This window comes from Dyella subtropica (assembly GCF_026283965.1).
Classification (GTDB): Bacteria; Pseudomonadota; Gammaproteobacteria; order Xanthomonadales; family Rhodanobacteraceae; genus Dyella_D; species Dyella_D subtropica.
In genome coordinates, this window is sequence record NZ_JAPDPD010000014.1 from 11,151 (window position 1) to 36,505 (window position 25,355).

Here is a 25,355-nt window from a genome sequence, read left to right on the forward strand (position 1 = left end):
AAAGTAAGGCGGACTCTGGATACAAGTGCAACACCCCGATGGAAACCCCAAGAGCAAAACGGGGGCTAAGCTTGTTGGAGAGATGCGAGCAAACGTTCGGACGTCCATTTGACTGGTGAGGTTTCTGCTTCGCGTATCAGGGCGATGATGCGTTCGTTGACTGGGGCGCGTCTGCCGAGGCGAGTAGCCAGTTCCACGATTTCGCCATGCAGGGCGTCGACTTCAGTGCGCCGGCCCGCCTGCAGGTCTTCCCAGGTCGAGGAGCGCGCCAGGGGATCGATCGCCAGCATGCGCGGTGCAATGCGCGTGAACAGCGCATCCGGTAGTTCCAATACCCGTGGCAGCCAACTTGCGGGTAGTGGTGTCAGTCGCGCCAGCGGCAGGCCGGCAGCGGCAAAAACTGACAGGGCTTCGCGCTGGGCCAAGGCCAGGCAGCGTCGCCAACCGCGTTCAGCCAGTTGCTGCCGCAGTGGCACGTTGGATAGGGCGTTGATGGCGTTGTTGAGATTGAACAGCAGCTTGGCGCGTTGGACGGCCGGCATGTCCTGTCGTTGCTGCAAGGGAAGTCCCGCTGCCTCAAAGACAGGAAGAAAACGCGCGAGCGCCGGGTGTTCTTCGACCATCAGCTCGCCGCTCGAACCTTGATGAAACACGCCGGGCGACTGCTGTAGCACGTTGAACGGCACCATGCCTGCGAGCACGGTGCGGCCGGGCAGGGTGTTGCGCAGGATTTCGGCGTTGCGCAGGCCGTTCTGGAAGCTGATGACCAGTGCGTCTGGCGGCAACACATCGGCCAGTTCGCGGCCCGCTTGCGCGGTATCGGCCGATTTCACCGTGACCAGCACCAGCGATGCGACGGCCGCCTGCGGCTCTGTTTGGATGTCCAAAGATGTGCCTGAAATGACCCGATGGAAGCCTTGTAGGTCGCTCAGGGTCAGACCGCGCTCACGCAGCACATGGGCCATGCGCGCACGGCCGATCAGGCGTACGGCGATCTGATCATGCAGTCGCCCGCCGAGATAGCAGCCGACACTACCAGCGCCATAGACGACGATAGCTGGGCGATCGCTCATGCGACGGCCGCCGCGGCGGCACGTCCGGCGACGCGTCCGGAGAAAAGACAGCCACCGAGAAAGCTGCCCTCAAGCGCGCGATAGCCATGCAGGCCACCACCGCCAAAGCCGGCCGCCTCGCCGGCTGCGTACAGGCCCGGCAGCGGCTGGCCATTGTGGCCGAGCACGCGCGCCTGCAGGTCGGTCTCAAGTCCCCCCAGCGTTTTGCGGGTGAGGATGTTGAGCCGCACAGCGATCAGCGGTCCATTCGCCGGATCGAGCAACCGATGCGGTTTCGCCACGCGCACCAGCTTGTCGCCGCGGTAACGGCGCGCATTGTGGATGGCCATCACCTGGCCGTCTTTGGCGTAGGGGTTGTCGAACTGCAAGTCGCGCGCCTCGATCTCGCGGCGGACCAGCGCTGCGTCGAGCAGGCCGTTGCCGGCCAGCGCATTCATGCCGGCGACCAATTCCTCCAGCGTGTCTCGCACGATGAAGTCGCGGCCATGCTGTTTGAATGCCTCCACCGGCGCAGGCGCACCCTTGCCGACGGCGCGCTTCGCCACCTGGCGCCAGCTCTTGTTGGTGAGGTCGGGATTTTGTTCGGAACCCGATAACGCGAACTCACGCCGGATGATCTGCTGGTCGAGGATGAACCAGCTGTAGTCGTAGCTGGTGCCGCGCAAGTATTCCAGCGTGCCCAACGTGTCGAAGCCTGGCCACAGCGGGCCCGGCAGTCGCTTGCCCGTGGCGTCGAACCATAGCGAAGAAGGGCCGGGCAAAATGCGGATCGCATGCATCGGCCAGATGGGGTTCCAGTTCTCGATGCCCTCGACGTAGTGCCACATGCGATCGCGATTGATCAGCCGCGCGCCGGCTGTCTCGCTGATCCCGAGCATACGGCCATCCACATGAGCGGGCACGCCGCTGAGCATGTGAGTCGGCGGCTCGCCAAGACGCTGCGGCCAGTTTTGGCGCACCAGTTCATGATTGGCACCGATACCGCCGGAGGCGACGATCACGGCCTGCGCACGATGTTCGAAGTGGCCGATCGCATCGCGCGAACTCGGCTTGCCGCGCTCCATCGCATCATCGGCCAGTACGCTGCCGCGCGCACCGACGACGGTGCCGTTCTCGACGATCAGTTCATCCACGCGATGACGGAAGCCGAATTGCAGCAGGCCTTTCGTTTGCGCCTCGCGAGCGCGCCGCACGAACGGTTCGATCACACCCGGCCCGGTGCCCCAGGTGACATGAAAACGCGGTACCGAATTGCCATGACCATAAGCGCCGTGCCCGCCACGTTCGGCCCAACCCACCACCGGAAACCAGCGCATGCCCATCGCATGCAGCCACGGACGTTTCTCGCCAGCGGCGAAATCCACATAGGCTTCGGCCCAGCGGCGCGGCCAGTGATCCTCCGGCCGGTCGAACGCTGCGGTGCCCATCCAGTCGGCTAGGGCGAGCGCGTGCGAGTCACGCACACCCATGCGCCGTTGTTCCGGTGAGTTGACGAAGAACAGGCCGCCGAAGGACCAGAACGCCTGGCCACCCAGGCTCTGTTCCGGCTCCTGATCCAGCACCAGCACCCGCTTGCCAGCGTCGGTCAGCTCGGTGGCGGCCACCAGGCCAGCCAGGCCAGCGCCGATCACGATCACATCGCACCTGTCCCGCATGTCCCCGTTCCCCGTCGCGAACCAAGCCCCCAACTTAGCGTGTCGCGAGATGGCTGCCTATGCGCATTGCGCCATGACGCAGCTATGACCGATGGCAGGGCATGACGCCTGGCCCATGTTCGGCTACTAGCCGCGGCGCATCGTGCCATCACGAGCCGAGGGACGAGCGGCCGGCCATGCAGAGACCGCAAACAGGCTCTAAGGGAGGCACTTATGCGTACGACGTTTACTGCCATCACGCTGGCGCTCGGCTTGGTGCTTGGTGCGCCGGCTCAGGCGCGCGAGATTCACATCAATCATCCGGCCTGCGGTTACGACACGCCTTACAACCTGCAGGTCGATGACTCGGGCATCCGCTTCGATCGCGAAAGCGGTATGCCGGGCAAGGTATTCATGCACGATGGCTTTGTGCGTGTGGATGGCCGTGATCTAGCCGTCTCCGCCGACGATGCCGTCCGCCTGCGTCAGTATGAAACCAGCGTGCGCGCGCTGCTGCCGGAAGTGGCTGGCGTCGCGCGCGACGGCGTGGATATCGGCTTCACCGCGATGCGCGCGGTGATGATGACCTTCGCCGAAAACGAGAGCGAACGCCGCCAGATGGTGGGGCGCCTGGACGAGCGGCGCGCCCAGGCGCTGGCGCAGATCGATGGCTCGCTCGGCCATGGCGTGTGGAAGCACGACGCGATCAGCGACGTCGTGGCTGACAGCATCCAGGACTCCGTGTCCGAACTGGTCAGCAAGGTCACGGCCGGCGCGGTGAAAGCGGCGTTGAGTGGCGATCAGAGCAAGGTGGCTGCCTTGCAGGCGCGCGCCGATACGCTGGACAAGACCATCGATAAAGAAGTCAACGCACGCGCCGACAAGCTTGAGGTGCGCGCACGCGCGTTATGCCCTCGCTTACAGGCGCTGGAGCAATTGCAACAGCAGTTCCAGTTCCGCCTTGCCGACGGCTCGCGCTTGGAGCTGATGACACACGACAAGGACGAGCAGAAGAAGGCAACAACCGGTAAGGAACCCAAAGTCGCGCTGCGCTGAGCGGCTTTCCAGGGCCCCAGTTTCTCCCTCGTGGTTGGCCCTGATGCCGCGCCCCTTCCCCGGGGCGCGGCTTTTTTTATCCTGTACCAGGGATGCTCTGATCTATTCCGCGTACCCGGCATGACGTCCAGAAGGCCCGCAGGCTGCGCCGCGCGGCCAGTCTGCCCGGCGTCGCGCAACACAACCTGCGGGCCTTCTGGACGTCACCCCATCATTCAATTCAACACGTTGGGGCCGCTCTGTATGCACGCAGCGCTTCGCCCCAGCGTCTCGACAGACGGCCAGTCTGCCTTCCTCGCTCCTCAGAGCCGAGTCCATCCATGGACTCTCCCCGCGTGCGCCGCTGCGGCAAACCGCTGCGCGCATACAGGGCGGTGACGGGTACGCGGAATAGATCAGAGCATCCCTAGTCCTACAGAACCTTGATGGCTCGCCTGCTAGGCTTCGCGCCTCGTTTCACAGGTTTGGGTTCTGATCCATGCACGATTTACTCGCGCGTCTGCATCTGTCCGAAGACGTCATTCAACTCATCACCAATCTCGTCAGTGCGCTGCTGATCCTGCTGGTAGGCATCTGGCTGGCGGCGCGCGCGGCCAATATCGCGCAGCGCGCCATGCGGCGCGCCAATCTCGATTCCACGCTGAGCGGTTTCCTGCGCAACCTGATCAACGGCGTGCTGATCGTGTTGCTGGTGGTGATGGCGTTGCAGCAACTCGGCATTCCCTCGGCGCCGTTGATCGCCGCGCTGAGCACGGCTGGCCTGGCGATCGGCCTCGCCCTGCAAGGCTCGCTGAGCAACCTGGCCTGGGGCGTGTTGCTGATCGTGTTCCGTCCATTCCGCGTTGGCGACTTTATCCATGCCGGTGGCATCGACGGCACCGTGGAGAGTGTCAACCTGATGCACACCGTGCTGGTGCTGCCGGACAACCGCGAGGCGGTGGTGCCCAACGGCAAGATCGGGGCCGACGCCATCATCAACTTCAACCGGCGCGGCACGCGTCGCCTCGAGCTGAAGGTGGGCATCGGTTACAAGGACGACATCGGCAAGGCAATGAACGCGGTGCAGCAGCTGTTCGCCGCCGACCCGCGCATCCTGCGTGACCCCGCGCCGGGCGTGTGGACCGACAGCCTGGGCGAGAGTGCGGTGTATCTGGTGGTGCGCGCCTTCGTGCGCAGCGGCGACATCTGGGCCACACAGACCGATCTGCTGCGCGCGATCAAGGAGCGCTTCGAGGCCGAGGGCATTCGCATCCCGTTCCCGCAGCGCGAGCTGACCGTGGTGCAGGGACGCCTGGTGGACTGACTGGGTCGCGCGCCTGTCATTGGTTGGGTCGACGCGAGGCGCCCTCGCTGCCTGCGCCCCTGGTGCATACATACGTATGCGCATGGTACCTGCGGCCAGTGTTGAGCCAGACGAAATCGTTAATCCTTCGCTATGATTGGGCTCTTGCGCGCCGCCATCCCCGGGCGCTGCGCCATCGCCATCCGTAGGAGAAACCATGGCCGACCTTAAAGAAGCCCGCGTCCCCGACATCGGTCACGACAATGTCCCGGTGATCGAGGTTCTGGTGAAACCCGGCGACAAGGTCGCGAAAGAGCAGAGTCTGATCACTCTGGAATCAGACAAGGCCACCATGGAAGTCCCGGCGCCGTTCGCCGGTACCATCAAGGAAATGAAGCTCAAAGTGGGCGACGAAGTTTCCGAGGGCGCTGTGATCGCGATCATCGAGGCCGATGAGGCCGGTGCCGCGCCGGCCCAGCCGGAAGCGCCCAAGGCCGCCGCTCCGGCGCCTGCACCGGCTCCTGCCAAAGCGGCCGAGCCCAGCCGTGCCGAACCCGCGAAGCCCGCCACTGCCGGCGGCGTGCGCGAGGCCCTGGTGCCGGACATCGGTGGCCACGAAGGCGTGCCCGTGATCGAGGTGCTGGTGAAGGTTGGCGATACCGTCGCCAAGGACCAAAGCCTGATCACCCTGGAGTCGGACAAGGCCACCATGGAAGTGCCCGCGCCGTTCGGCGGCGTGGTCAAGGAACTCAAGGTCAAGGTGGGCGATGAGCTCTCCGAAGGCAACGTGATCGCGCTGATCGAAAGCGCGGACGCCGCCCCGGTATCCGCGCCCGTTGCGGCCAAGGTCGAAGCGCCGAAGGTGGAAGAGAAGCCGGCCCCGATCGGCGGCCGCGGCATCCTGCCGGGCAACGCGCCAGAAGGCGACGTGGCACCCACCGCACGCCCGCCGTTCGATTCGCGCATCGTCATGCCGGGTGATGCGCCTTACGCCAGCCCCGCGATCCGCGCCTTTGCGCGCGAGCTTGGGGTGGACGTCCATCAGGTAAAGGGTACGGGTCGCGGCAGCCGCATCATGCGTGAGGACGTTACGGCCTACGTCAAGCATGCGCTGGCCTCCGGTGCACGCCCCACCGGCGCACCGCAGGCGACCGGCGGCGGGCTCAACCTGCTGCCGTGGCCCAAGGTCGACTTCGCCAAGTTCGGCGAGATCGAAGAGAAGCCGCTGTCGCGCATCCAGAAGATTTCCGGCGCCAACCTCGCCCGCAACTGGGCGATGATCCCGCACGTTACCCAGCACGAAGACGCCGACATCACCGAGCTGGAAGCCTTCCGCAAGAAGCTCGGCGAAGAGAACAAAGACCTCAAGGTCACCCCGCTGGTGTTCCAGATCAAGGCGGTGGTCGCGGCGCTGAAGAAATTCCCGCAGTTCAATGCATCGCTCGACGTGAGCGGCGAAAAGCTGATCCTCAAGAAGTATTTCCACATCGGCATCGCGGTGGACACGCCCGATGGCCTGGTGGTGCCGGTGATCCGCGATTGCGACAAGAAGGGTTTGATCGACCTGGCGCTGGAGCTGGGCGAGATCTCCAAGAAGGCGCGCGATAAGAAGCTCGGCCCGAACGAGATGTCCGGCGGCTGCTTCTCCATCTCCTCGCTGGGCGGCATCGGCGGCACCGCGTTCACGCCGATCGTCAACGCGCCGGAAGTCGCCATCCTCGGCGTCTCCAAGGCGCAGACCAAGCCGGTGTGGAATGGCAAGGAGTTCGCGCCGCGCTTGATCCTGCCGCTGTCGCTGTCCTACGACCATCGCGTGATCGACGGGGCACTCGCCGCGCGCTTCGCTTCCTTCCTCGCCACCCAGCTCGGCGACATCCGCCGCCTGCTGCTCTGACCGAGACGGTGAGGCGGTGCTAAGAGCCTGCTCCCTATCTTTTCGTAGCCCGCGTTGAGTGTCGCCGGGCGCCAGGTGGTGGAGCGTGGCGCAGCGCCTGGCTGGCTGCCAGGCCAAGCCGCGCGCCGCCGCATGGCGCCCGGCGACACTCAACCCGAAGGGCCGGGTCTGTTTGCACGCCAGCCGGCGTCATCGTTCGGTCGTGTACGGACGTACACTTCCTCACTCTTCCTTGGCTGGCGTGCAAACAGATCCCGGCGCGGGCCACGAAAAGATAGAGAGCAGGCTCTTATGCGCTCCCACCAAGCCACGTCCGCACTGACCGCCTTGGCCAGTGCGGACGCGGGCACCGTCCCCGGCAATTGGCTCGGTTCGCGGTTGCTTCATACCGACGACTTCGACCTTTCCCTGGGGGCGGTGATCGCCGCCTGTCTGCTGTTTCTGGCATGTCTGGCGCTGTCGGCGATACTGCGTCATTTGCTGAGGCGCTATGCGCGCAGGCACGAGAACGTCAATCCATCGGCCGTCTATACCGTTGGTCGACTAACCCACTATCTGTTGCTCACGCTCGGTGTGCTGCTGGCGCTCAACGCCACCGGCATTCCGATGGCGCGGTTCACGGTGTTCGCTGGCGCGCTCGGTGTCGGCCTGGGCTTTGGCCTGCAGGCGATCTTCAACAACTTCGTTTGCGGCCTGATTCTGTTGTTCGACCGCAGCCTTCGAGTGGGCGATTTCGTGGAGCTGGCCTCCGGTGTGCATGGTGTGGTGCGGGGTATCCACATCCGGGCCACGCGAGTCACCACCAACGACGATCTCGACATTCTGGTGCCGAACTCGGAATTCGTGACTGGCCAAGTCGTCAATTGGACCGTGCGCGAGGGCCTGCGCCGGCTGAAAGTGCCTTTTCATGTCGCCTACGGCAGCGATAAGGAACAAGTGAAGGAAGCGGCGCTGGACGCCGCGCGCGCCGTGCCTCACACCTATGCCTTCGAAGGGCCGCACGCGCCGCAGGTATGGTTGGCGGAATTCGGCGACTGGGCATTGAAGTTTCAGTTGGTGGTATGGCTCAACGCCGATGCCACGCGCAGGCCCGGTGCCGCGACGGCAGCCTATAACTGGGCTTTGCATTCGGCTTTGCAGGCGCACGGCATCCGCATTCCGCTACCGCAATACGACGTGCGCCTGCGCGACGCGCAGGCCGTGACGGCTACCGATAGTTCTCCCCATTGATCACAGGCGGACGCCGGTTACCGGCTCCGCTCGAACACCCAAGGAAACAGCATGGCCAACACCATTGAAATCAAAGTTCCCGATATCGGCGGCCACGACGGCGTGCCGGTGATCGAAGTGCTGGTGAAGGCCGGCGACACGGTGACCAAGGACCAGAGCCTGATTACGCTGGAGTCGGACAAGGCGACGATGGAGATTCCGTCGAGCGCCGCCGGCACCATCAAAGAGCTGAAGGTGAAAGTGGGCGACGAGCTGTCCGAAGGTTCGGTGATCGCTGTGCTCGAAGTCGCCGGTGACGCCGCTGCTCCCAAGGCGGAAGCGCCGAAGGCCGCATCCGCACCGACGCCCGCCGCGCCTGCTCCGGCCAAGGCCGCCGCACCGGCACCTCAGGCAGCAGGCGCCTCCGGTCGCACCGCAGACATCGAATGCAAACTCGTCGTGCTGGGTTCCGGTCCGGGCGGCTACACGGCGGCCTTCCGCGCCGCCGATCTCGGCGTCGACACCGTACTGGTAGAACGCTACGCCACCCTCGGCGGCGTCTGCCTCAATGTCGGCTGCATTCCGTCCAAGGCGCTGCTGCACGCCGCCGCCGTCATTGACGAGGCCGAAGCGATGGCCGCACACGGCGTCAGCTTCGGCAAGCCCAAGCTAGACCTCGACAAGTTGCGCGGCTTCAAGAACAAAGTGGTCGGCCAGCTCACCGGCGGCCTGAGCAGCATGGCCAAGCAGCGCAAGGTGCGCACCGTGCAAGGCGTCGGCACCTTCGTGTCGCCGCATGAGATGGAAGTAGAGACGGCCGAAGGCAAGAAGCTGATCCGTTTCGAGAACGCCATCATCGCTGCCGGATCGCAGTCGGTGAAGCTGCCCGCGTTCCCGTGGGACGACGAGCGCATCGTGGATTCCACCGGCGCACTCGAATTGAAAGACGTGCCGGCCAAGTTGCTCGTCGTGGGCGGCGGCATCATCGGTCTGGAGATGGCCACCGTATACGCCGCGCTCGGCAGCGAAGTGACCGTGGTCGAGTTCATGGACCAGCTCATTCCGGGTGCCGATGCCGACCTGATCCGGCCGCTGGCCAAGCGCCTCGGCGGCAAGCTCAAGGGCGTGCATCTCAAGACCAAGGTGGTCGAGGCCAAGGCTACCAAGAAGGGCATCGAGGTCAGCTACGAAGGCGAGAGCATTCCCGAAACCAAGCTGTTCGATCGCGTGCTGGTCTCCGTGGGCCGCTCACCGAACGGCAGCAAGATTGGCGCTGAGAAGGCTGGCGTCGCCGTCACCGAGCGCGGCTTCATCAATGTCGACACGCAGATGCGCACCAACGTGCCGCACATCTACGCCATCGGCGATCTGGTCGGCCAGCCGATGCTGGCGCACAAGGCCACGCACGAAGCCCGCGTTGCCGCGGAAGTGGTCGCCGGCATGAAGAGCTACTTCGATGCGCGTGTGATTCCGTCCGTTGCCTTCACCGATCCGGAAGTGGCATGGGTGGGCGTGACCGAGCGCGAGGCGAAGGAAAAGGGCCTCAAGATCGGCGTGGGCAAGTTCCCGTGGGTGGCCAGCGGCCGTGCCATCGGCATCGACCGCACCGAGGGCTTCACCAAGCTGCTGTTCGACGAAGAGACCCATCGCGTGGTCGGCGGCGCCATCGTCGGCCCGCATGCCGGCGATCTGATTGCCGAGATCACCCATGCGATCGAGATGGGCAGCGAAGCCGCCGACATCGGCCTCACCATCCATCCGCATCCGACGCTGAGCGAATCGGTGGGCATGGCGGCGGAGGTGTACGAAGGCACCATCACCGATCTGTACCTTCCGAAGCGGAAGTGATGCTCCGGTTGCGGTGAAAAAAGCCCGGGCTGGTCCCGGGCTTTTTTTACGACCCTACGCGTGCGGCCGCTGATCCGCCGGCAGGTTGGTTTCGATCTTCTTTGTCAGGTTGTCCAGCATATTGACGAGCTCGCTCGCCGCGCCAGCCATCTGATTGACCACGCGTAGAAGCTCGCGCGGCTGATAGTCGTCGGCCTGGACGTCCAGCATCGCATCGATCATGCGCGGTCCATCGAGAACCATCGGTATATCCTGGGCCTGAATGGTACCGCTGAGGGTCTGCATCGCGTAAATGGTGGAGTAGTTCCGCAACCGTTCGCTTTCTATCCAGCCAGCGGACTGGTTGGCCACTGTTACATCCCAGGCTTCGCGGCGCAGCATCGGCCAGCGGTAGTCGAGGTAGAGTCCGTGCGGCGTGGCCTGTCGTACATGGCGGTGAATCACCTCATCCGGCACATGCGCCTTCAGGTCGCTGCTCAGCGCATCGCGCAGCGCACTCAGTTCGCGCAGGCGGGCGGCATCGTGTTCGCGAACGCGGCGAATCTCGGCGAGGTTCTGCTGGATCTCCGCTTCGATCTTGGCGCCGGCCTCGGCAGCCGCATGCCGATGGTGTGTGTGCTCGATCCACGCTTCCAATCCCAGCGCGGTGAGGATGCTGAGCACGATCATCAGGTAATGCTTGGAAAAATCTTTCAGCGAATGAAGGCGTTCTTTCGGCAGTTCGAGGTGCATGCGTGACTCCGCTGTTTGTCGATCCGGGTCGATGGTGCGGCTTACGGGCTGTGGGCGGACGTGAAAAAGTTCGCAGGGACAGACTCATCCGGACACGATGCATGCGGCCGGCTTTTTGGTGGTTCAGGAGGCCTGCGCTGGCTTTGCAGTGTCGGGGCTTCCGTTCGGCAGCGCTGCGGCAAGCTGCTTTTCCAGCAGGCCGAGGTTGTTCACCATTTGGCGTTGCATGGCGATCATCTGGCTGATGACATGCAGGAATTCGCGCGGCTGAGCCTCATCGGTCTGCAGGTCGGCGACCGTGTCGACCAGCCCTGTGCCGGTCATCAGTATCGAGATGTTCTCGGTCATCGCGGCGGCGGAGTCGCGCTGGTTGGCATAGGCGGCGGAGTAGCGTTGCACGCGCTCATGGTCGATCCAGCTGACCGCCTGGTTCGCTACGCCCACGTCCCAGGCTTCGTGGCGCAGGGAGGGAAAGCGGAGGCCCAGATCGAAACGGTCTTTCGCCTGCTCCAGGATGTGCCGCTTGATGGTGTCTTCCGGGACGCGTGCTTTGAAATCCTCGATCAGTGAGTCACGGATTTTGGAGAGCCGCTTCAGCTGTTCGGCATCATGCTCCAGGGCAGCGTGGGTTTCGGTCAGATTGGTACGGATCTCCGCCTCGATCTGCTGGCTGGCCACCTCAGCAGCATGGGTGTGGTGCGAACGCTCAATCCACGCCTCCAGCCCCAGCGCGGTGAGGATACTGAGCACGATCATCAGATAGTGCTTGGAGAAGTCCTTGAGCGAATGAAGGCGCCCTTTCGGGAGTTCGAGGTGCATGCTGCGAATCCAGGCTGATGGGTGGTGATCGGGGAGCCGGAGCGTAACTGATTGGCCGCAGGAATCGCAGTGCGGCGAACTGGGGGGGGCTGACGATCCATAAGCGCCACGGCGTATTGAGTACTCTCAAGAGCAGCCCAACATCCCTGGGTTCGATAAGTGCAGTGGTAAAGGAGATCGTTATGACACTGAAGGTTTGTCTTGCCGGAGCTACCGGCTGGGCCGGTTCCGAACTGGCTCGCGGCATCGCGGCCACCGATGATCTCCATCTGGTCAGTGCGATTTCGCGTAAACATGCCGGCCAGCCGCTTGGTGCCGTACTCGGTGAAAGCCGTCTCGATACGCCGGTGTTCGCCAGTGCGACAGAAGCCTTGGCGCAGCCCTGCGATGTATTCGTGGAATACACCAAGCCCGACAGCGCCAAGGCCAACATCCTCGCCGCGCTGGCGCATGGTGCGCATGTCGTCGTGGGCACCTCGGGCCTCACTGACGAGGACTACGCGCAGATCGACGAGGTGGCACGCAAGCACCAGCGCGCTGTGCTGGCCTGCGGCAACTTTGCGCTCACCATGGTGCTGATGCAGAAGTTCGCCGAGATGGCGGCGAAGTACATCCCCAGCTGGGAGATTATCGACTACGCCTATGAGGGCAAGCCGGATGCGCCGAGCGGCACCGTGCGCGAGCTAGCCGGGCGCCTTGGCAAGGTGCGCCAACCGGAGCTGGCCGTGCCGCTGGAGCAGACCAACGGCGTGCGCGAAACCCGCGGCGGTACCTTGGCCGGAACGCAGGTGCATGCCGTGCGCCTGCCGGGCTTCGTGCTTGGTGCCGAGGTGATCTTCGGCATGCCCGACCAGACGCTGACGCTCAGGCACAACGCTGGCGGCAGCGCGAAGCCTTATGTGGATGGCGCGCTGCTGGCGATCCGCAAGGTATCCACCCTGGTCGGATTGTATCGGGGCCTGGATGCGGTGCTGGACGTCTAAGCGTCTAGCTTTGGGCCTTGCCCACGATGGCGGGCACGGACTTCACCAGGTGCGCCTCCAGCTGCCTGAGGTGCGACTGGGTTTGGGTCGTGACGTTGATCATCTGGCGCAGCACGACCAGGTATTCGACCGGGTCGACCTCCATGCCGAGGGTAACCCGTGTGCGCAGCGTGGACATATGCGGCGCGTCGAGGGTGATGGTGCTGTCGTGAGTCATCCAGGATGCGGCATCACGCAGTTCGGCATAGGCCGCTGAGTACTGGCGCAGCTTGGCGGCGTCTACCCAGCTGGCGGACTGGTTGGCGACGGAAACATCCCATGCCTGGCTGGCGAACACTGGCCAATTGAGGCTGAGCCCGAAGTCATCCTTCCTGGCCTGGATATGCTGGTTGATGGTGGCCGCCGGTACGCCCTCGCGGATGTCTTTGGTGATCGCCGCGTCCAGGTCACGCATCGGTTGGAAGCGCTCTTCGTTGGTCTTGAGCGAGCTGCGTACATCCGCCAGGGCGCCGCGCAGTTCATTCTCAATTTGTGCGCTCGCTGATGCGGCGGCGTGCTCGTGATGGGTGTGCTCGATCCATGCCTCCAGTCCCAGCGCGGTCAGGATGCTGAGCACAATCATCAGATAGTGCTTGGCGAACTCCTTGAACGAATGCGTCGAGACCTTGGGTATTTCGATATGCATGTCGCGTTCCGGGTGGGGCTGGCGGACGCGCAGCGTACCCGATACGCAGGCACCTGTTCATGGGTCCGGTGGGCCGGCTCCAAAAAGAAAGGCCGCCGGGGGTACCGGCGGCAAACTGGGAAGATCCTGCTGCCCGGCCAGAGATAGGCCGGGCGGCGGTACAGCTTTTTGGATTACAGCGAGAAGTCGTATTCGGCGTTCAACTGCACGTAGCGCGGTGGCTGGAAGGCCGTCGGCATCTTGTACGTCGAACCGAACAGCGAGGTGCCGCCAGTTTGGCCGGTTTCGCCCGACTGGTTGACCGAGGTGACCATTTGCTTGTTGAACACGTTGAACACGTTCGCGCGCAGGGTCAGGCCCTTCACCCAATGCGGCTTGTACTGCACGTTGGCGTCCACGTTCCAAGTGTTCGGCGTGCGGCCGGCGCTGCCCTGGTTGATCTGCTGGTTATGGCACATGTTGTAGACGCCCGTGCCATAAGCGCCTCCGATGGTTCCATCGATCGGGTTGAGGCCATAGCAGCTGATCGGTATGCCGGTCTGGAACACGCCGTTTGCGCCGACCGTCCACTCCTCGTTGATCTGCCAGGCACCGTAGACCTTGAAGGTGTGGCGGTGGTCGTTCGGCAAATAGCCGTTCGAGCCGATCATCAACTCCGGATAGTCGAACAAGTAGGACGTGCCGGTATCGGTCTGCTTGTTGTTGGAGTTGACCAGGCCTTCGGTATTGCCCCACAGGCGCGACCACACGTACGAAGCCTTCACGTAGAACCGGTTGTCGAACGCGCGCTCGGCCGTCAGTTCCAGTGCTTCATACTTGCGCTTGTAGGCCGGCTCGCCGATCTGTGCTGCGTTGAGGTTGATCGGGTAGAGCTTGCCGCTGGTGTCGAGCGGGAACAGCAGGCTGGCGCTGCTGCCTGGGTTGTAGATGAAGCAGCCACCCGGGATGTTCGGGTCCACCGAGCCAAGCTGGTTGGTCGGCAGGTTGGTGCCGAAGTGCGCATTAGCGTAGGCGTACACCGGACGCAGGTCGCACGAGTCGTCGGTGCCGTTGATCACCTTGCGATATGTGCCCTTGACGCCGAATGTCCAGTTCTGCACCTGCTGCTGCGCGCCCAGGATGAACTCACGCTGCTTGAACGGACGCAGGTTGGTGGCCGCCGACGAGTGCGGGTTCGGTGTGACGCCGGTCTCGCCGTTGTAGATGGTCGGAGCGTAGTTCGTATTCAGCGCAATCAGCCCCGCAGGAACCGGAGCTAGGCCTAGCGGCTTGCCGGTCTTCGGGTCGACGCCGGTATAGGTGTAGAACTGGTAGCCGAAGAGCGAGGCCGAGGCACCACGCAGCGAAACTTCGGCGTCCAGCGGCAGCGAGTAGTCGCCGGCGCTGCCGTAGACCTTCAGCGTCGAGTCGCCGTGAACGTCCCACGAGAAGCCGAGGCGTGGCTGCCAGCTGTTGGACATCTTCACATAGTCCTGGCCCTGGCCGTTCTGGTCCTTGAAGCCGTCATTGCGGACGCCGATGCGCAGCAACAGGTTACTGGTGATCTGCCACTTGTCCTGCAGGTAGAACGCCTTCTGTTGAAGCGTCGCCTTCGCGCCGGTAGCGAACGTCGTGGCCTGCACGACGCTGTCGACTGGGTTCGGTGTCGCGTCGTAGCCCAGATAGGCCGTCGGCAGGCTCTGATAGGTGAAGCCCGCGCCGCCTTCGCTTGCTGCACCGGCAAACGTCTTGAAGCGGGTCTGTTGCCAACCGGCCGTCAGGTCGTGATCGCCGAGCTTGTACTCGAGGTCGAGGCGGGCATTCTTGGTCGTGTCCTTGCTGTTCGGAATGCCCAGTGTGCCAACGAAGCTGCAGCTGTAGTTCGTATAAGGGGTCACGCCCGGAACGTTGTTGACGATCGCGTTACGGCTATCGGTGATCGCCGGGCAACCCGGTGCATTGATCGCGTTGAAGATGTTGCCGTCATACGACTCTTGCACACCGTTGGCCGCTGTGGCGCGGTTGGAGCGATGATTGATCGATTCGCCATACATCGCCTGCACGCTGAAGTCGTCTGTGATGTACGAGGTGTACTTCAGGATGTGGTTGGCACCGCCGGTCTTGTCGTAGATCTGGCCAAGATAGTTGTAGTGGTACGGGACGTTGTTGGCGTCGTAGTTGTAGTCGTACACCGAGGTCGTGCGCTTACGGGTGTTGTCGAAGCCCGTGTATTCCAGCAGGTTGCTCGCGTTGATGTTCCAGTCCAGCTTCACCAGGTAGGTAGGATTGGTGGTCTTGACCTTGTCGTAGCCCGGACCAACCGCCTGAGTGCTGCCGTAAGCGGCGTCAGTGGTACGCGTGCCGCCCACGAGGGCGAACACGAACAACTTGTCCTTGATCACCGGGCCACCCAGCCAGGCGTTCCAGCGCGTGCTGAAGTCGAGCGCGCCACCGCCACCGCCGCCTTGGGCGCCAGCATTCGCCGCGTTACCGGTGAGGAAGTTGCGATTCAGCGCGTTCGACTGGAACAGCGTGCCGTTGTTCTCGTAGATGTTCTTCTGTTTCGCCTGCCAGAACTCAGGGTTATAAGTGATGTCGGCACCGCCCTTCCACTCGTTGGTGCCGCGCTTGGTCTGCACCGAGATCACGCCACCGGTGGAGTTGCCGTATTCGGGGCCGTAGCCGCCGTTCTGCACTTCTTCCTGGTCGATGGCTTCGAACGGAACCTCGGAGAACGTCAGGCTCTGGAACATATTGCTGACGTTGAAACCGTTGACGTAGTAGCTGTTCTCGGCAACCGAGGCGCCGCCGACCGAAGCGAGGTTTCCGAACGCGCTGTCGCCGCGCGAGACGCCGGGCGCCAGCAGGGCGACGGACGTCTGGTTGCGCGCAATGGGCAGGCTCTTCATTTGGTCGGCGGTGAGCACGGTGGCCGTCTGCACCGAGGACACGTCGATCGCGGGCAGGGCGTTCGCTACCACGTTAATGGTGCTCAGCTGCTGTGCCGAGGCAGCGGGAGCGGCGGCCGTGGCCAGATTGAGATTGAAGCCCTGGCCGGCGACGACACGGATATCGCGACTGGTGGTCTGACCGTTCTCGGTGACATTTACCCGGTAGGTGCCGGGCTGCACCGAGCTGACGTTGAACTTGCCGTCCTTCTCGACCGTCACTTCACGCGACTGATTATTGCCGAGGTTGATCACTTCCACCTTGGCGCCCGCGTCGGCCGTGCCGAACACGGAGCCCACGGTGCTTTGCGCCTGGGCAGCGCCGCAACCAAGGCCAAGGGCCATGGCGACGGCGAGAACCATGTGACGCTGACGGATTACGTGGTTAAACCTGCGATGCAGCATTGACTCCCCTCCTGGTAGCTTGCCTGCGCCTCGTGCGGCGCGTGCCGATTTGTCATCTCCTGACGAGCCTGTTGTTTCTTTTGGCAACAGTTCCCCCGATTCGCCCGGATTGCCCTGGCGAATGGCTGTCGATTTACAACAGTGATGGCTGAGTCAGTCTCCCCACCTGCGGGAATGTCATTGGGTGACGACATTCGCAGGAGCCAAGACAGTAACTGCAGAAACAATTGTTACGCAATGGTTGTTTTTACGTGACCGTATTTTTAACGGCCAACCGCGATTTACTTGCCATGGGCGGCGCTTGAGTCGCAAGAAATAACAGCGGCGAAGTGATTTATTTTTGACGATATCTTTGACAGTCGCGGTAAATCGAGCGTGCTCTTTGCGTAATTAATTGCGACGCGGCGGGCGTCGGTAGTTATCCTGGGCCGAAAAGGTCGCTTTGTGCGATGTAGCTATCCCTTTCCACAAAGCTGGAAAGCCCCACACCCACCAAGCGATAGCGGCTCTCGGCCGGCCGCTCCACGCGGGCACGCAGGGCGCAGGCCAGGTCAGCCAGCTCGACGGCCGAAGCGGGGCGTGTGGAGGGTGTGAGGCTTCGGGTCAGCGTATGGAAGTCCGACGTTTTCAGCTTCAGTACCACCGTGCGTGCGATGCGGCCGTGTTCGCCTTCTGCTTCACGCTCATGCGCCGCCCAGGTTTTCTCGGCGAGCCGGCGGATATGCGGCTCGAGTTCGTCCAGGGTCAGATCGTGCTCGAAGGTATCTTCGGCGGAGACCTGCAAGGTCGGGCGATCAGACTGCACGGGATGATCGTCGATACCGAGCGACAGCTCATGCAGGCGGCGCCCCCAGCGACCGAACTGTTGTTCCAGGTCTTGCGGCGGCATGTTGCGTAAGTCACCCACGGTGGCGATGCCCAGCGCGGCGAGTTTGGTTTCCATCACCTTGCCGACGCCAGGCAGGCGACCCACGGCGATCGGTGCCAGAAACGTCAGCACCTGTTGTGGGCGGATCACAAACAGGCCATCGGGCTTGTTCCAGTCGGAGGCGATCTTGGCCAGGAATTTGTTCGGCGCGACACCCGCGGAAGCGGTGAGCTGCGTTTCCTCGCGGATGGCCGCGCGAATCGCTTCGGCGGTAGCGGTCGCCGAGGGCAGGCCGGTCAGGGTAGTGGTGACATCGAGATAAGCTTCGTCCAGCGACAGCGGCTCGATCAGATCGGTATGTCGGGCGAAGATTTCGCGCACTTGTCGCGACACGGCCTTGTAGCGCGAGAAATCCGGCGGCACGAAGATCGCCTGCGGACACAACCGCTCGGCGCGCACCGCCGGCATCGCCGAGCGCACGCCAAATTTTCGCGCCTCATAGCTCGCCGCGCACACCACCGAGCGCGCACCGCGCCACGCTACCACCACCGGCTTGCCGCGCAGCGACGGGTCGTCGCGTTGCTCCACCGACGCGTAGAACGCGTCCATGTCGACATGCAGAATTTTGCGCGTGGTTGGGGACACGAAAGGCGTGGTCGATGAGGTGGTGAGCGCCAAGAGTTAAGCACGGAACGGGCAAGACATGCCTGATCCTGCGAGTTGTTTGCCCATTCCTGTGGCCGGCATTGAACCTGTCGATCACACCCGCAGATCACACCCGCTTGCCACCCGCCTTGTCAGGATGAAGGTGGCTCACCGCGAGGAATGATCGATGAAGATTTTGATGGTGCTCACGTCGCATGACCAACTGGGCAGCACGGGCCACAAGACCGGCTTCTGGCTGGAAGAGTTCGCTGCGCCGTACTACACGTTCAAGGACGCGGGTGCGGAGATCGTGCTCGCTTCACCCAAGGGCGGGCAGCCGCCGTTGGATCCCAAGAGTGATGCGCCCGACACGCAGACTGAAGCCACCCATCGTTTCCGCGCCGACGCCCCGGCGACGAAAGCGCTGGCTTCCACCCTCAAGCTCAGCGAAGCGGTGAAAGGGCAGTACGACGCCGTGTTCTATCCGGGCGGCCATGGGCCGCTGTGGGATCTGGCCGAGGACCAGGATTCGATTCGACTTATCGAGCGCAGCTACGCTGCTGGCAAGCCGGTCGGTGCGGTGTGTCATGCACCGGCGGTGTTTCGCCATACCAAGCGTGCCGATGGCCGGTCGCTGGTGCAGGGCAAGTCGGTCACTGGTTTTACCAACAGCGAAGAAGCGGCCGTGGGCCTGACCGACGTGGTGCCATTTCTCGTCGAAGACATGCTCAAGGCCAACGGCGGCCACTATTCCAAGAAGGCCGATTGGCAGGCTTATGCCATCACCGACGGCAATCTGATCACGGGACAGAACCCGGCCTCGTCGGTGAGTGTCGCGAAAGCGATGCTTGCGTTGTTGCGCGCGGAAGGTTGACGGCCTTCTTGTCCCTGGCCCGTTCGGGCCAGGGATGCCAGCACTCATGCGCCCAACACGAGTAACTCGTGCCGTCGGCGTGAGTCGATCGGCGCCTCACCGCGCTCATGCAAGCCATAGTCGCGCACCACGTCCGCCACGCGAATGCGGTAGTCGGCAAAGATACCCGCCCGACCGGCGTGCTGGGCTTCGCGATGGGATTCCATCGCGCGCCATTGCTTGACCGCTGTTTCATCGCGCCAGAAGGACAGCGATAGCAGCTTGCCGGGCAGGGTGAGGCTTTCGAAGCGTTCGATGGAAAGAAAGCCGTCCACACCGTCCAGCAAAGGGCGCAGGTCGGTGGCGATGTCCAGATAGGCCTTCCGCATACCCGGTGCGGGCTGCACTTCGAAGATCACCGCGATCATGCGTGTGCCGCCATCAAGCCGGCGGGCAGGTTGAAGGCCCCATCCACGACTTCCACGAACGAGCGTTCCTCGCGCCGGATGAAACGTTGCGCCTGCGCCATGGCGAAGTTGGCGGCGCCTTCGGGGTCGGACTTCAAGCGGGTGCGATAGGCCTCATAGGCGGCCAGGCTATCGAAGGCGATCAAGGCCCAGGCGATGTCGTTGCTGCCTTCATGCGGCAGGAAGTAGCCGATGAGGTGGCCTCCGCAGCGCGGGATGATGCGGCCCCAGTGTTCTGCATACGTCTTGAAGGCCTCACGCTGAAACGGGTCGATCTCGTAACGAATCAGGCAAGCGATGCTCATGGTGATTCCTTGGTGGTTGTGGCCACCTTAGCTGCCGTACGCCGCCGAACGTTTCGTCCACGAGCGAAGCGTGAGCGCGAATGTGGCGAAGGTCATCCGCTTTTCTGTCCGCTCTCAGGTTATTGTCGGTGCCCATGACCGAGACGACATCCAGTTCTTACCTCCGCCGCCTGGGCACTTGGGACGCAGCCGCCATTGTGATTGGCGGCGTGATTGGCGGCGGTATCTTCCGCAGCGCTTCCACCGTGGCCGAGCGCACTTCATCGGGCTGGCAGTTGCTGACACTGTGGGCCATCGGTGGGCTGCTTACCCTGACGGGTGTGCTGTGTTACGCGGAACTCGGTGCGAGGCGACCGCAAGCAGGCGGCATCTACATCTACTTGCGCGAGGCCTTCGGTCAGCTGCCAGCGTTTCTGTTTGGCTGGTGCATGGCGCTGATCAACTACCCCGGCAGCGTGGCGGCGGTGGCGACCACGTTCGCGGACTATTTCTGCGCGGCCGTCGGTCTCCCTCTGCTATGGGTGAAGCCGGTGGCGGCGGGGGGCATCACGCTCATCGTTGGCGTGAACTTCTTCGGCATTCGCGCTGGTGCGCGCATGCAAAATCTTTTCACCGTGCTCAAGCTCGGCGCGATTGTGATGCTGGTGGTGACGGGGCTGGTGTTTGCACGCGGACATCTAGGTGTGGCGCTGGAACCTGATACCTCGCGCCCGGTGGCGCCGTGGGCGTTCCTCGGCGCGCTGTTGCCGGTGTTGTTTACCTATGGCGGTTTTCATTACCTCAACGATTTGGCCGGTGAGGTGAAAGAGCCACAGCGCACCTTGCCGCGCGCGCTTGGGCTCGGGCTGGCCGGTGTCGTGGTGTGCTACGTGCTGGTCAACCTGGCCTATCTCGCCGGTCTCGGTCATGCGGGCCTCGCGGCCAGTCACGCGCCCGCGGCGGACCTGATGCGTCACCTGTTCGGAGACGCCGGTGCGCGCCTGATCGCGGTGGGCATCGCGTGTTCCACCTTCGGCTACTGCAGCATCGCCATCGCTGGTGGTGCGCGTGTGCTGCAGACCATGGGCGCGGACGGCATGTTCTTCAGCGCTGTCGGCCGCATCGACCCGCGTTCGCGCGCGCCGCAGGTGGCGTTGGCGGTGCTGGGTGGGTGGGCGATCGTGCTGGTGTTGTCGGGCAGCTTCGGTCAGTTGCTCAACTACACCACGGTGGGCGAGTGGCTGTTCCATGCGTTCGGCATCGCCACGCTGTTCTGGTATCGCCGCCGCTTTGCTAACGAACCTTCGCCGTATCGCGTGCCGTTTTATCCGCTGCTGCCGTTGTTGTTCGTGGTCACCGTGCTCGGCGTGATCATCGCCACCACGCTTGATTCGCCGGGCGATGCGGGGATGAGTTTGCTGTTGGTGCTAGCGGGTGCGCCGGTGTACTTCGTGTGGCGGGCCTGGCAGCGCCGTCAACTGGCGTAAAGCACACGCGCTTAGTCGCCTGCTCTTAGCATGCCTATGAGTGCGCGTAAACCTGCGGAGACATAGCGTCGGCTGGGGTAGTAAAGAAACAGGTCGTCTTCGTACGCACACCAGTCGTCCAGGCAGCGGATCAGCGCTCCGCTTGCCAGATGTTTGGTGACGCGGTAGTCCCAAACGTAGGCGAGGCCGCATCCCTGCAGGGCTGCTTCGATCATGAGTTCATGCTCATCGAGCGTGATCGACCCGTTCACTTCGACGTCGACCACGTCGCCATCGCGCTCGAAGTGCCAGTTGAGCAAAGCGCCGCTGGGGTAGCGGTATCGAACACAGGCGTGCTCGCGTAGATCGCCCGGCGTCATCGGGATACTGCGCCCCTTGAAATACGCCGGGGAGCCGATGACGGCGAAACGCAGCCGCGGCTTGATGCGCACGGCGACCATGTCTTGGGACAGCCGTTCGCCAAAGCGGATACCCGCATCGAAGCCCTCTTCGACGATATCCAGCAAGCGATCGGTGGCGATGACGTCGAGATGCAGGCCCGGGTTCTGTTTCAGCAGCGGCCCCATGACATCCCGAAACACGAATGGCGCGATGGAGTTGGGTACCGTCAGCCGAACCGTGCCAAACGGCGTGCCGCGAAACGCATTGAGGCCGTCCAGCGCCTGATCGATCTGCTCGAACGCGGGGCGCAGCTCGGTGAGCAGGCGCTCGCCGGCCTCGGTCAGCGAAACGCTGCGGGTCGTGCGATGAAACAGCCGCACACCGACCCGTTCTTCCAGGTTGCGAATGGCATGGCTGATGGCCGACGAGGCTACGCCGCGCTCGATCGCGGCTTTGCGAAAACTGCTCTGCCGGGCCACCGCCAGAAAGGTGGAAAGCTCCGCCAGTTCGGCGCGTTGCATGGTTTGCGCTCCGATGATTGATCTATTGAATTCACTACTCTGTTCTGGATTGTACGCATGGATATATTTATTGGGAGGGCCCAACTATCGCTCACCGGTGGGCGGCTTCGTTGGAAGTCGCCCCGCCCGGGCGAAACCTCACCTATAGAGAGAACCCCATGTCATCGATCCGTTTGAAGACCCTGGAGGGCAAAGTCGCCCTCGTTACTGGCGCCAGCTCCGGTATTGGCCGAGCCACCGCGTTGGAACTCGCCAGGCGCGGCGCCAAGGTCGTCGCCAGTGCGCGGCGCCAGCCGGAGATCGACGCGCTCGTCGCGCAGATCCAGCAGGAAGGCTTCGAGGCCACCGCCGTGGTGGCCGATATCAATGTCGAGCAAGATGTGATCGACCTGGTGGCGAAGACCGTCGCTACCTATGGCCGTATCGATATCGCTTTCAACAATGCCGGCACCGAGGGTGAGTTCACGCCCTTTGTCGAGCAGTCGAACCAGGCGTACGACACGATCTTCAACGCCAATGTGCGTGGCGTGTTCTGGTCCATGAAGCACCAGGCCCGCGCCATGCTGGCGCAGGGCGGCGGCACCATCATCAACAATGCCTCGATGGGCGGCGTCATCGGCTTCGGCAATGCGGCGCTTTACATCGCCAGCAAGCATGCGGTGATGGGGCTGACCAAGACCGCTTCCATCGAATGGTTCAAGCAGGGCGTGCGCGTCAATGCCATCTGCCCCGGCCTGATCGACACACCGTTCCAGGATCGTATCTGGCCATCCGAACAGGCCAAGGCCGATTTCGGTGCGGCATCGGTGCCGGGCCGGATGGGTACGCCAGAAGAAATGGCTGCGGTCGTGGCGTTCCTGGCTTCCGACGATGCTTCCTTTGTGTCGGGGCATGGCCTGCTTGCCGATGCGGGCTACTCGATCGCCTGAGCAGGCTGCCACGCGTCTCCTGGCCTTGCACGTCGCAGGGCCAGGAAGCGGCATGGCAAGTCGCCCTTCATACGTAAGAGGCATACTCGAACCTTCTCTCGCGCGAAGACTCGGGCATGAACAAACTTCTTGGCATCGGTTTGTGCAGTTTCGCCCTGCTGGCGGCCTGTCATGCATCGACTGACATGGCCGTGACCGATCTCGCGCAGACCGGATCAGCATCGCGTATCACGCTGGACCAAGTGCAACGTGTGGGGTCGCCGGAGAAGGCCAGCGATGGCCAGCTGCAGCAGCGCTACGCGTTTCAGCCAACCGTACAGCCGCAGTTGGTGATTTCACCTTTGCACGGCAGCTGGGATCGGTCGACGCAAGGCGAATTGCACTTGCATGTGCAGAACGCGATGGATTGGGCGGTGACGCTCACCGTCGATATCGACGGCGTCGGCAAGGACCAGCACCTGCACGCCAACATCGCGTTGCCCGCCGGTCCAGCCCAGACCGTGGTGGTGCCGCTACACGCCGCCTCGCCGCGCGCGCAAGGCATGCAAGTGGCGCCGCCCATGCCATATGACGCGAACGGCCATCGCATCCTGGTCGCCACCACGGTGGAGGGGGCGCTGGATCTCAAGCAAGTCGGCGCGATCCGTCTGGGCATGCCCGCACCGCAAGCGCCGCAAACGCTGCTGCTGGGACGCATCGAGACGAAGGCGGGCGACGGGGCGCTGAGTGATGCTTATGCCGGCATCGTCGATCGCTATGGGCAATACACGCGCGGCCAGTGGCCGGAGAAGATCGACACCGACGAGACGCTGCGTTCTGCGCAAGCGAAAGCGCAGGCCGATCTGGCCGGTGCGCACGAAGCCGCTCAGCGCGATATCTATGGCGGTCGTTTGGATGCGCCGGTCTTCAAATCCAGCGGCTGGTTCCGCACGGAACGGCGCGATGGCCGCTGGCAGTTGGTGACGCCAGAGGGGCACGCCTTCTTCTCGCTCGGCGTGAATGCGGTGGTGCCCGATGGTGGCCGCAGTTATGTGGAAGGCCGCGAGTCGATGTTCAAGGATCTGCCGCCGGCCAGCGGCGAGTGGAGCGCGTTCTACGGCAGCGGCGACAACCGCCGGACCGAAGCGGGCTCGGCCGCTGGCATCGGCTACAACCACGGCCACTGGTTCGATTTCTACGCCGCCAATCTCTATCGCCTCGATGGCAAGGACTGGCCCGCCGCGTGGCGCACGCGCACCCTGGATCGCTTGCATGGCTGGGGCTTCAATACGCTGGGCAACTGGAGCGATGACGCCTTGGCCAAGGCGCACAAGCTGGCCTACACGCGCTCCATCAATATCGCCGGTGAGTTCGGCAACGTGTCCAGTGGCTACGACTACTGGGGGCGCATGCCCGATCCCTTCGATCCGCGTTTTGCGCAGGCCGCCGAAACCGCGGTGGCAAATGCGGTGAAGGATGTGCGTGATGATCCATGGCTGCTCGGCTACTTCGCTGACAACGAGCTGGCGTGGGCCGGGCAGGGGCCGCAAGGGCGTTGGGGATTAGCGCAGGGTACGTTGCGTGGCGAAGCGCGCAGTCATGCCAAGCAGGCGTTTATCGCGGCGTTGAAACAGAAGTACGGCGAGCCGGCGAAGCTGGCGGCGGCCTGGGGTATCACGCTGGCATCGTGGGAGGCATTGAACGCCACCAACTTCGCCGCGCCCGATCCCAGCGAAGCACATCCCGCCGTCGCGGCCGACTACAGCACGTGGCTGAAGCAGTACGCCGATCAATACTTCCGCACCGTCGCGGAAGCGATCCGCCGGCATGATCCGCATCACCTGTTCCTCGGTGGCCGCTTCGCGGTGAACACGCCAGAAGCCGTCGCCGCCTGCGCGCAATACTGCGACGTGATCAGTTTCAACAGCTACACCGACGTACCGCAGCACGGTGTCGACATAGCCGCCGTGGCGAAGCTCGGCAAACCGGCGCTGATCACCGAATTCCACTTCGGCTCCGACGACCGCGGTCCGTTCGGCAAGGGCGTGGTGTCGGTATGGAACGAGCAGCAGCGCGGCGAGGCGTACGCGCGCTATATCGATGCCGCCATGAAAGACCCAAACATCGTCGGCGCACACTGGTTCCAGTACGCCGACCAGCCGGCCAGCGGCCGCCTGCTCGACGGCGAGAACGCGCATATCGGGCTGGTGGGGATAACCGACGTGCCGTTCGGCGGGTTCGTGAAGGCGGTGAGCGACGCGAACCGCAAGCTGCCTTGATCGACGGAGGGATAGGTCGCTGTATCTCGGAGACTTTGAACGGGCTCTCAGGCGCATCCCTTTCAAGTGACGCATCGGCATGGAGCTGCTCTTTTGACGCGGCAGAACCTGATGG

Annotated in this window: 20 protein-coding genes; 10 read left to right on the forward strand and 10 right to left on the reverse strand. The window is 63.4% G+C overall.

Features of this window, described 5'->3' with window-relative positions; genetic code table 11:
- Positions 1–65: 65 nt before the first annotated feature.
- Both OUZ45_RS13255 and OUZ45_RS13260 read right to left on the reverse strand, forming a co-directional pair.
- Positions 66–1,073, reverse strand: coding sequence for a 2-dehydropantoate 2-reductase (locus tag OUZ45_RS13255; RefSeq protein ID WP_266170594.1), 1,008 nt, complete (start codon positions 1,071–1,073; stop codon positions 66–68).
- Entirely contained in the window at positions 1,070–2,728 is a 1,659-nt protein-coding gene (locus OUZ45_RS13260) for an FAD-binding dehydrogenase (protein WP_266170595.1), read from the reverse strand. The genes OUZ45_RS13255 and OUZ45_RS13260 overlap by 4 nt, the downstream gene beginning before the upstream one ends.
- 213 nt (positions 2,729–2,941) lie before the next feature.
- On the opposite strand from OUZ45_RS13260, the gene OUZ45_RS13265 reads away from it, so the two are divergent.
- From OUZ45_RS13265 to lpdA, 5 genes are all read left to right on the forward strand, one after another.
- A complete protein-coding gene (locus OUZ45_RS13265; protein ID WP_266170596.1) occupies positions 2,942–3,763 on the forward strand; it encodes a DUF2884 family protein in 822 nt (273 codons plus the stop codon).
- 478 nt (positions 3,764–4,241) lie between these two features.
- On the forward strand, positions 4,242–5,066 hold the full coding sequence (locus OUZ45_RS13270; protein ID WP_266170597.1) for a mechanosensitive ion channel family protein: 825 nt from the start codon (positions 4,242–4,244) through the stop codon (positions 5,064–5,066).
- A 196-nt stretch (positions 5,067–5,262) separates the two neighbouring features.
- Positions 5,263–6,939, forward strand: a complete 1,677-nt coding sequence (aceF, locus tag OUZ45_RS13275) for a dihydrolipoyllysine-residue acetyltransferase (protein ID WP_266170598.1) — start codon at positions 5,263–5,265, stop codon at positions 6,937–6,939.
- A 291-nt stretch (positions 6,940–7,230) separates the two neighbouring features.
- Positions 7,231–8,169, forward strand: a complete 939-nt coding sequence (locus OUZ45_RS13280; protein ID WP_266170599.1) for a mechanosensitive ion channel family protein — start codon at positions 7,231–7,233, stop codon at positions 8,167–8,169.
- Positions 8,170–8,220: 51 nt separating this feature from the next.
- The gene (gene lpdA / locus OUZ45_RS13285) at positions 8,221–9,996 is read left to right on the forward strand and encodes a dihydrolipoyl dehydrogenase (RefSeq protein WP_266170600.1); all 1,776 of its coding nucleotides are present in this window, start codon (positions 8,221–8,223) and stop codon (positions 9,994–9,996) included.
- Positions 9,997–10,050: 54 nt separating this feature from the next.
- Here the strand turns inward: lpdA and OUZ45_RS13290 are convergent, their stop codons facing one another.
- Positions 10,051–10,728, reverse strand: coding sequence for a hypothetical protein (locus tag OUZ45_RS13290; protein WP_266170601.1), 678 nt, complete (start codon positions 10,726–10,728; stop codon positions 10,051–10,053).
- Between the two features lie 123 nt (positions 10,729–10,851).
- Positions 10,852–11,547: a hypothetical protein gene (locus OUZ45_RS13295; protein WP_266170602.1), complete on the reverse strand. Its 696-nt coding sequence runs from the start codon at positions 11,545–11,547 to the stop codon at positions 10,852–10,854.
- A gap of 182 nt (positions 11,548–11,729) precedes the next feature.
- Here OUZ45_RS13295 and dapB point away from each other — a divergent pair, with 182 nt between their 5' ends.
- Positions 11,730–12,530 (forward strand): 4-hydroxy-tetrahydrodipicolinate reductase, encoded by an 801-nt coding sequence (dapB, locus tag OUZ45_RS13300; protein WP_266170603.1) that lies wholly within the window; start codon positions 11,730–11,732, stop codon positions 12,528–12,530.
- Between the two features lie 4 nt (positions 12,531–12,534).
- Here the strand turns inward: dapB and OUZ45_RS13305 are convergent, their stop codons facing one another.
- From OUZ45_RS13305 to dinB, 3 genes are all read right to left on the reverse strand, one after another.
- On the reverse strand, positions 12,535–13,215 hold the full coding sequence (locus tag OUZ45_RS13305; RefSeq protein WP_266170604.1) for a hypothetical protein: 681 nt from the start codon (positions 13,213–13,215) through the stop codon (positions 12,535–12,537).
- 173 nt (positions 13,216–13,388) lie between these two features.
- Complete coding sequence (locus OUZ45_RS13310; RefSeq protein ID WP_266170605.1) at positions 13,389–16,547, reverse strand: TonB-dependent receptor; 3,159 nt, start codon at positions 16,545–16,547, stop codon at positions 13,389–13,391.
- Positions 16,548–16,965: 418 nt separating this feature from the next.
- Positions 16,966–18,060: a DNA polymerase IV gene (dinB, locus tag OUZ45_RS13315; protein WP_266170606.1), complete on the reverse strand. Its 1,095-nt coding sequence runs from the start codon at positions 18,058–18,060 to the stop codon at positions 16,966–16,968.
- 187 nt (positions 18,061–18,247) lie between these two features.
- Here dinB and OUZ45_RS13320 point away from each other — a divergent pair, with 187 nt between their 5' ends.
- Positions 18,248–18,934 (forward strand): type 1 glutamine amidotransferase domain-containing protein, encoded by a 687-nt coding sequence (locus OUZ45_RS13320; protein WP_266170607.1) that lies wholly within the window; start codon positions 18,248–18,250, stop codon positions 18,932–18,934.
- A 44-nt stretch (positions 18,935–18,978) separates the two neighbouring features.
- On the opposite strand, the gene OUZ45_RS13325 is transcribed toward OUZ45_RS13320, so the two are convergent.
- Together OUZ45_RS13325 and OUZ45_RS13330 are read right to left on the reverse strand one after the other, a co-directional pair.
- Positions 18,979–19,341 (reverse strand): antibiotic biosynthesis monooxygenase family protein, encoded by a 363-nt coding sequence (locus tag OUZ45_RS13325; RefSeq protein ID WP_266170608.1) that lies wholly within the window; start codon positions 19,339–19,341, stop codon positions 18,979–18,981.
- Positions 19,338–19,685 carry an NIPSNAP family protein gene (locus OUZ45_RS13330; protein WP_266170609.1) on the reverse strand — a complete coding sequence of 116 codons (348 nt, stop codon included), beginning with the start codon at positions 19,683–19,685 and terminating at the stop codon, positions 19,338–19,340. Before OUZ45_RS13330 ends, OUZ45_RS13325 begins: the two co-directional genes overlap by 4 nt.
- Before the next feature lie 134 nt (positions 19,686–19,819).
- Here OUZ45_RS13330 and OUZ45_RS13335 point away from each other — a divergent pair, with 134 nt between their 5' ends.
- Positions 19,820–21,151, forward strand: coding sequence for an APC family permease (locus tag OUZ45_RS13335; protein ID WP_266170610.1), 1,332 nt, complete (start codon positions 19,820–19,822; stop codon positions 21,149–21,151).
- Positions 21,152–21,162: 11 nt separating this feature from the next.
- On the opposite strand, the gene OUZ45_RS13340 is transcribed toward OUZ45_RS13335, so the two are convergent.
- Positions 21,163–22,053 carry a LysR family transcriptional regulator gene (locus OUZ45_RS13340; RefSeq protein ID WP_266170611.1) on the reverse strand — a complete coding sequence of 297 codons (891 nt, stop codon included), beginning with the start codon at positions 22,051–22,053 and terminating at the stop codon, positions 21,163–21,165.
- Between the two features lie 158 nt (positions 22,054–22,211).
- Here OUZ45_RS13340 and OUZ45_RS13345 point away from each other — a divergent pair, with 158 nt between their 5' ends.
- Positions 22,212–22,982: a glucose 1-dehydrogenase gene (locus tag OUZ45_RS13345; protein ID WP_266170612.1), complete on the forward strand. Its 771-nt coding sequence runs from the start codon at positions 22,212–22,214 to the stop codon at positions 22,980–22,982.
- Between the two features lie 116 nt (positions 22,983–23,098).
- A complete protein-coding gene (locus OUZ45_RS13350) occupies positions 23,099–25,240 on the forward strand; it encodes a beta-galactosidase (protein WP_266170613.1) in 2,142 nt (713 codons plus the stop codon).
- The last annotated feature ends 115 nt before the right edge of the window (positions 25,241–25,355 follow it).

Bases quoted from the DNA above. Each gene is read 5' to 3' on its own strand.
- OUZ45_RS13255 (WP_266170594.1), bottom strand. From the start codon at position 1,073: ATGAGCGATCGCCCAGCTATCGTCGTCTATGGCGCTGGTAGTGTCGGC.
- OUZ45_RS13260 (WP_266170595.1), bottom strand. From the start codon at position 2,728: ATGCGGGACAGGTGCGATGTGATCGTGATCGGCGCTGGCCTGGCTGGC.
- OUZ45_RS13265 (WP_266170596.1), top strand. From the start codon at position 2,942: ATGCGTACGACGTTTACTGCCATCACGCTGGCGCTCGGCTTGGTGCTT.
- OUZ45_RS13270 (WP_266170597.1), top strand. From the start codon at position 4,242: ATGCACGATTTACTCGCGCGTCTGCATCTGTCCGAAGACGTCATTCAA.
- aceF (WP_266170598.1), top strand. From the start codon at position 5,263: ATGGCCGACCTTAAAGAAGCCCGCGTCCCCGACATCGGTCACGACAAT.
- OUZ45_RS13280 (WP_266170599.1), top strand. From the start codon at position 7,231: ATGCGCTCCCACCAAGCCACGTCCGCACTGACCGCCTTGGCCAGTGCG.
- lpdA (WP_266170600.1), top strand. From the start codon at position 8,221: ATGGCCAACACCATTGAAATCAAAGTTCCCGATATCGGCGGCCACGAC.
- OUZ45_RS13290 (WP_266170601.1), bottom strand. From the start codon at position 10,728: ATGCACCTCGAACTGCCGAAAGAACGCCTTCATTCGCTGAAAGATTTT.
- OUZ45_RS13295 (WP_266170602.1), bottom strand. From the start codon at position 11,547: ATGCACCTCGAACTCCCGAAAGGGCGCCTTCATTCGCTCAAGGACTTC.
- dapB (WP_266170603.1), top strand. From the start codon at position 11,730: ATGACACTGAAGGTTTGTCTTGCCGGAGCTACCGGCTGGGCCGGTTCC.
- OUZ45_RS13305 (WP_266170604.1), bottom strand. From the start codon at position 13,215: ATGCATATCGAAATACCCAAGGTCTCGACGCATTCGTTCAAGGAGTTC.
- OUZ45_RS13310 (WP_266170605.1), bottom strand. From the start codon at position 16,547: ATGCTGCATCGCAGGTTTAACCACGTAATCCGTCAGCGTCACATGGTT.
- OUZ45_RS13320 (WP_266170607.1), top strand. From the start codon at position 18,248: ATGAAGATTTTGATGGTGCTCACGTCGCATGACCAACTGGGCAGCACG.
- OUZ45_RS13325 (WP_266170608.1), bottom strand. From the start codon at position 19,341: ATGATCGCGGTGATCTTCGAAGTGCAGCCCGCACCGGGTATGCGGAAG.
- OUZ45_RS13330 (WP_266170609.1), bottom strand. From the start codon at position 19,685: ATGAGCATCGCTTGCCTGATTCGTTACGAGATCGACCCGTTTCAGCGT.
- OUZ45_RS13335 (WP_266170610.1), top strand. From the start codon at position 19,820: ATGACCGAGACGACATCCAGTTCTTACCTCCGCCGCCTGGGCACTTGG.
- OUZ45_RS13340 (WP_266170611.1), bottom strand. From the start codon at position 22,053: ATGCAACGCGCCGAACTGGCGGAGCTTTCCACCTTTCTGGCGGTGGCC.
- OUZ45_RS13345 (WP_266170612.1), top strand. From the start codon at position 22,212: ATGTCATCGATCCGTTTGAAGACCCTGGAGGGCAAAGTCGCCCTCGTT.
- OUZ45_RS13350 (WP_266170613.1), top strand. From the start codon at position 23,099: ATGAACAAACTTCTTGGCATCGGTTTGTGCAGTTTCGCCCTGCTGGCG.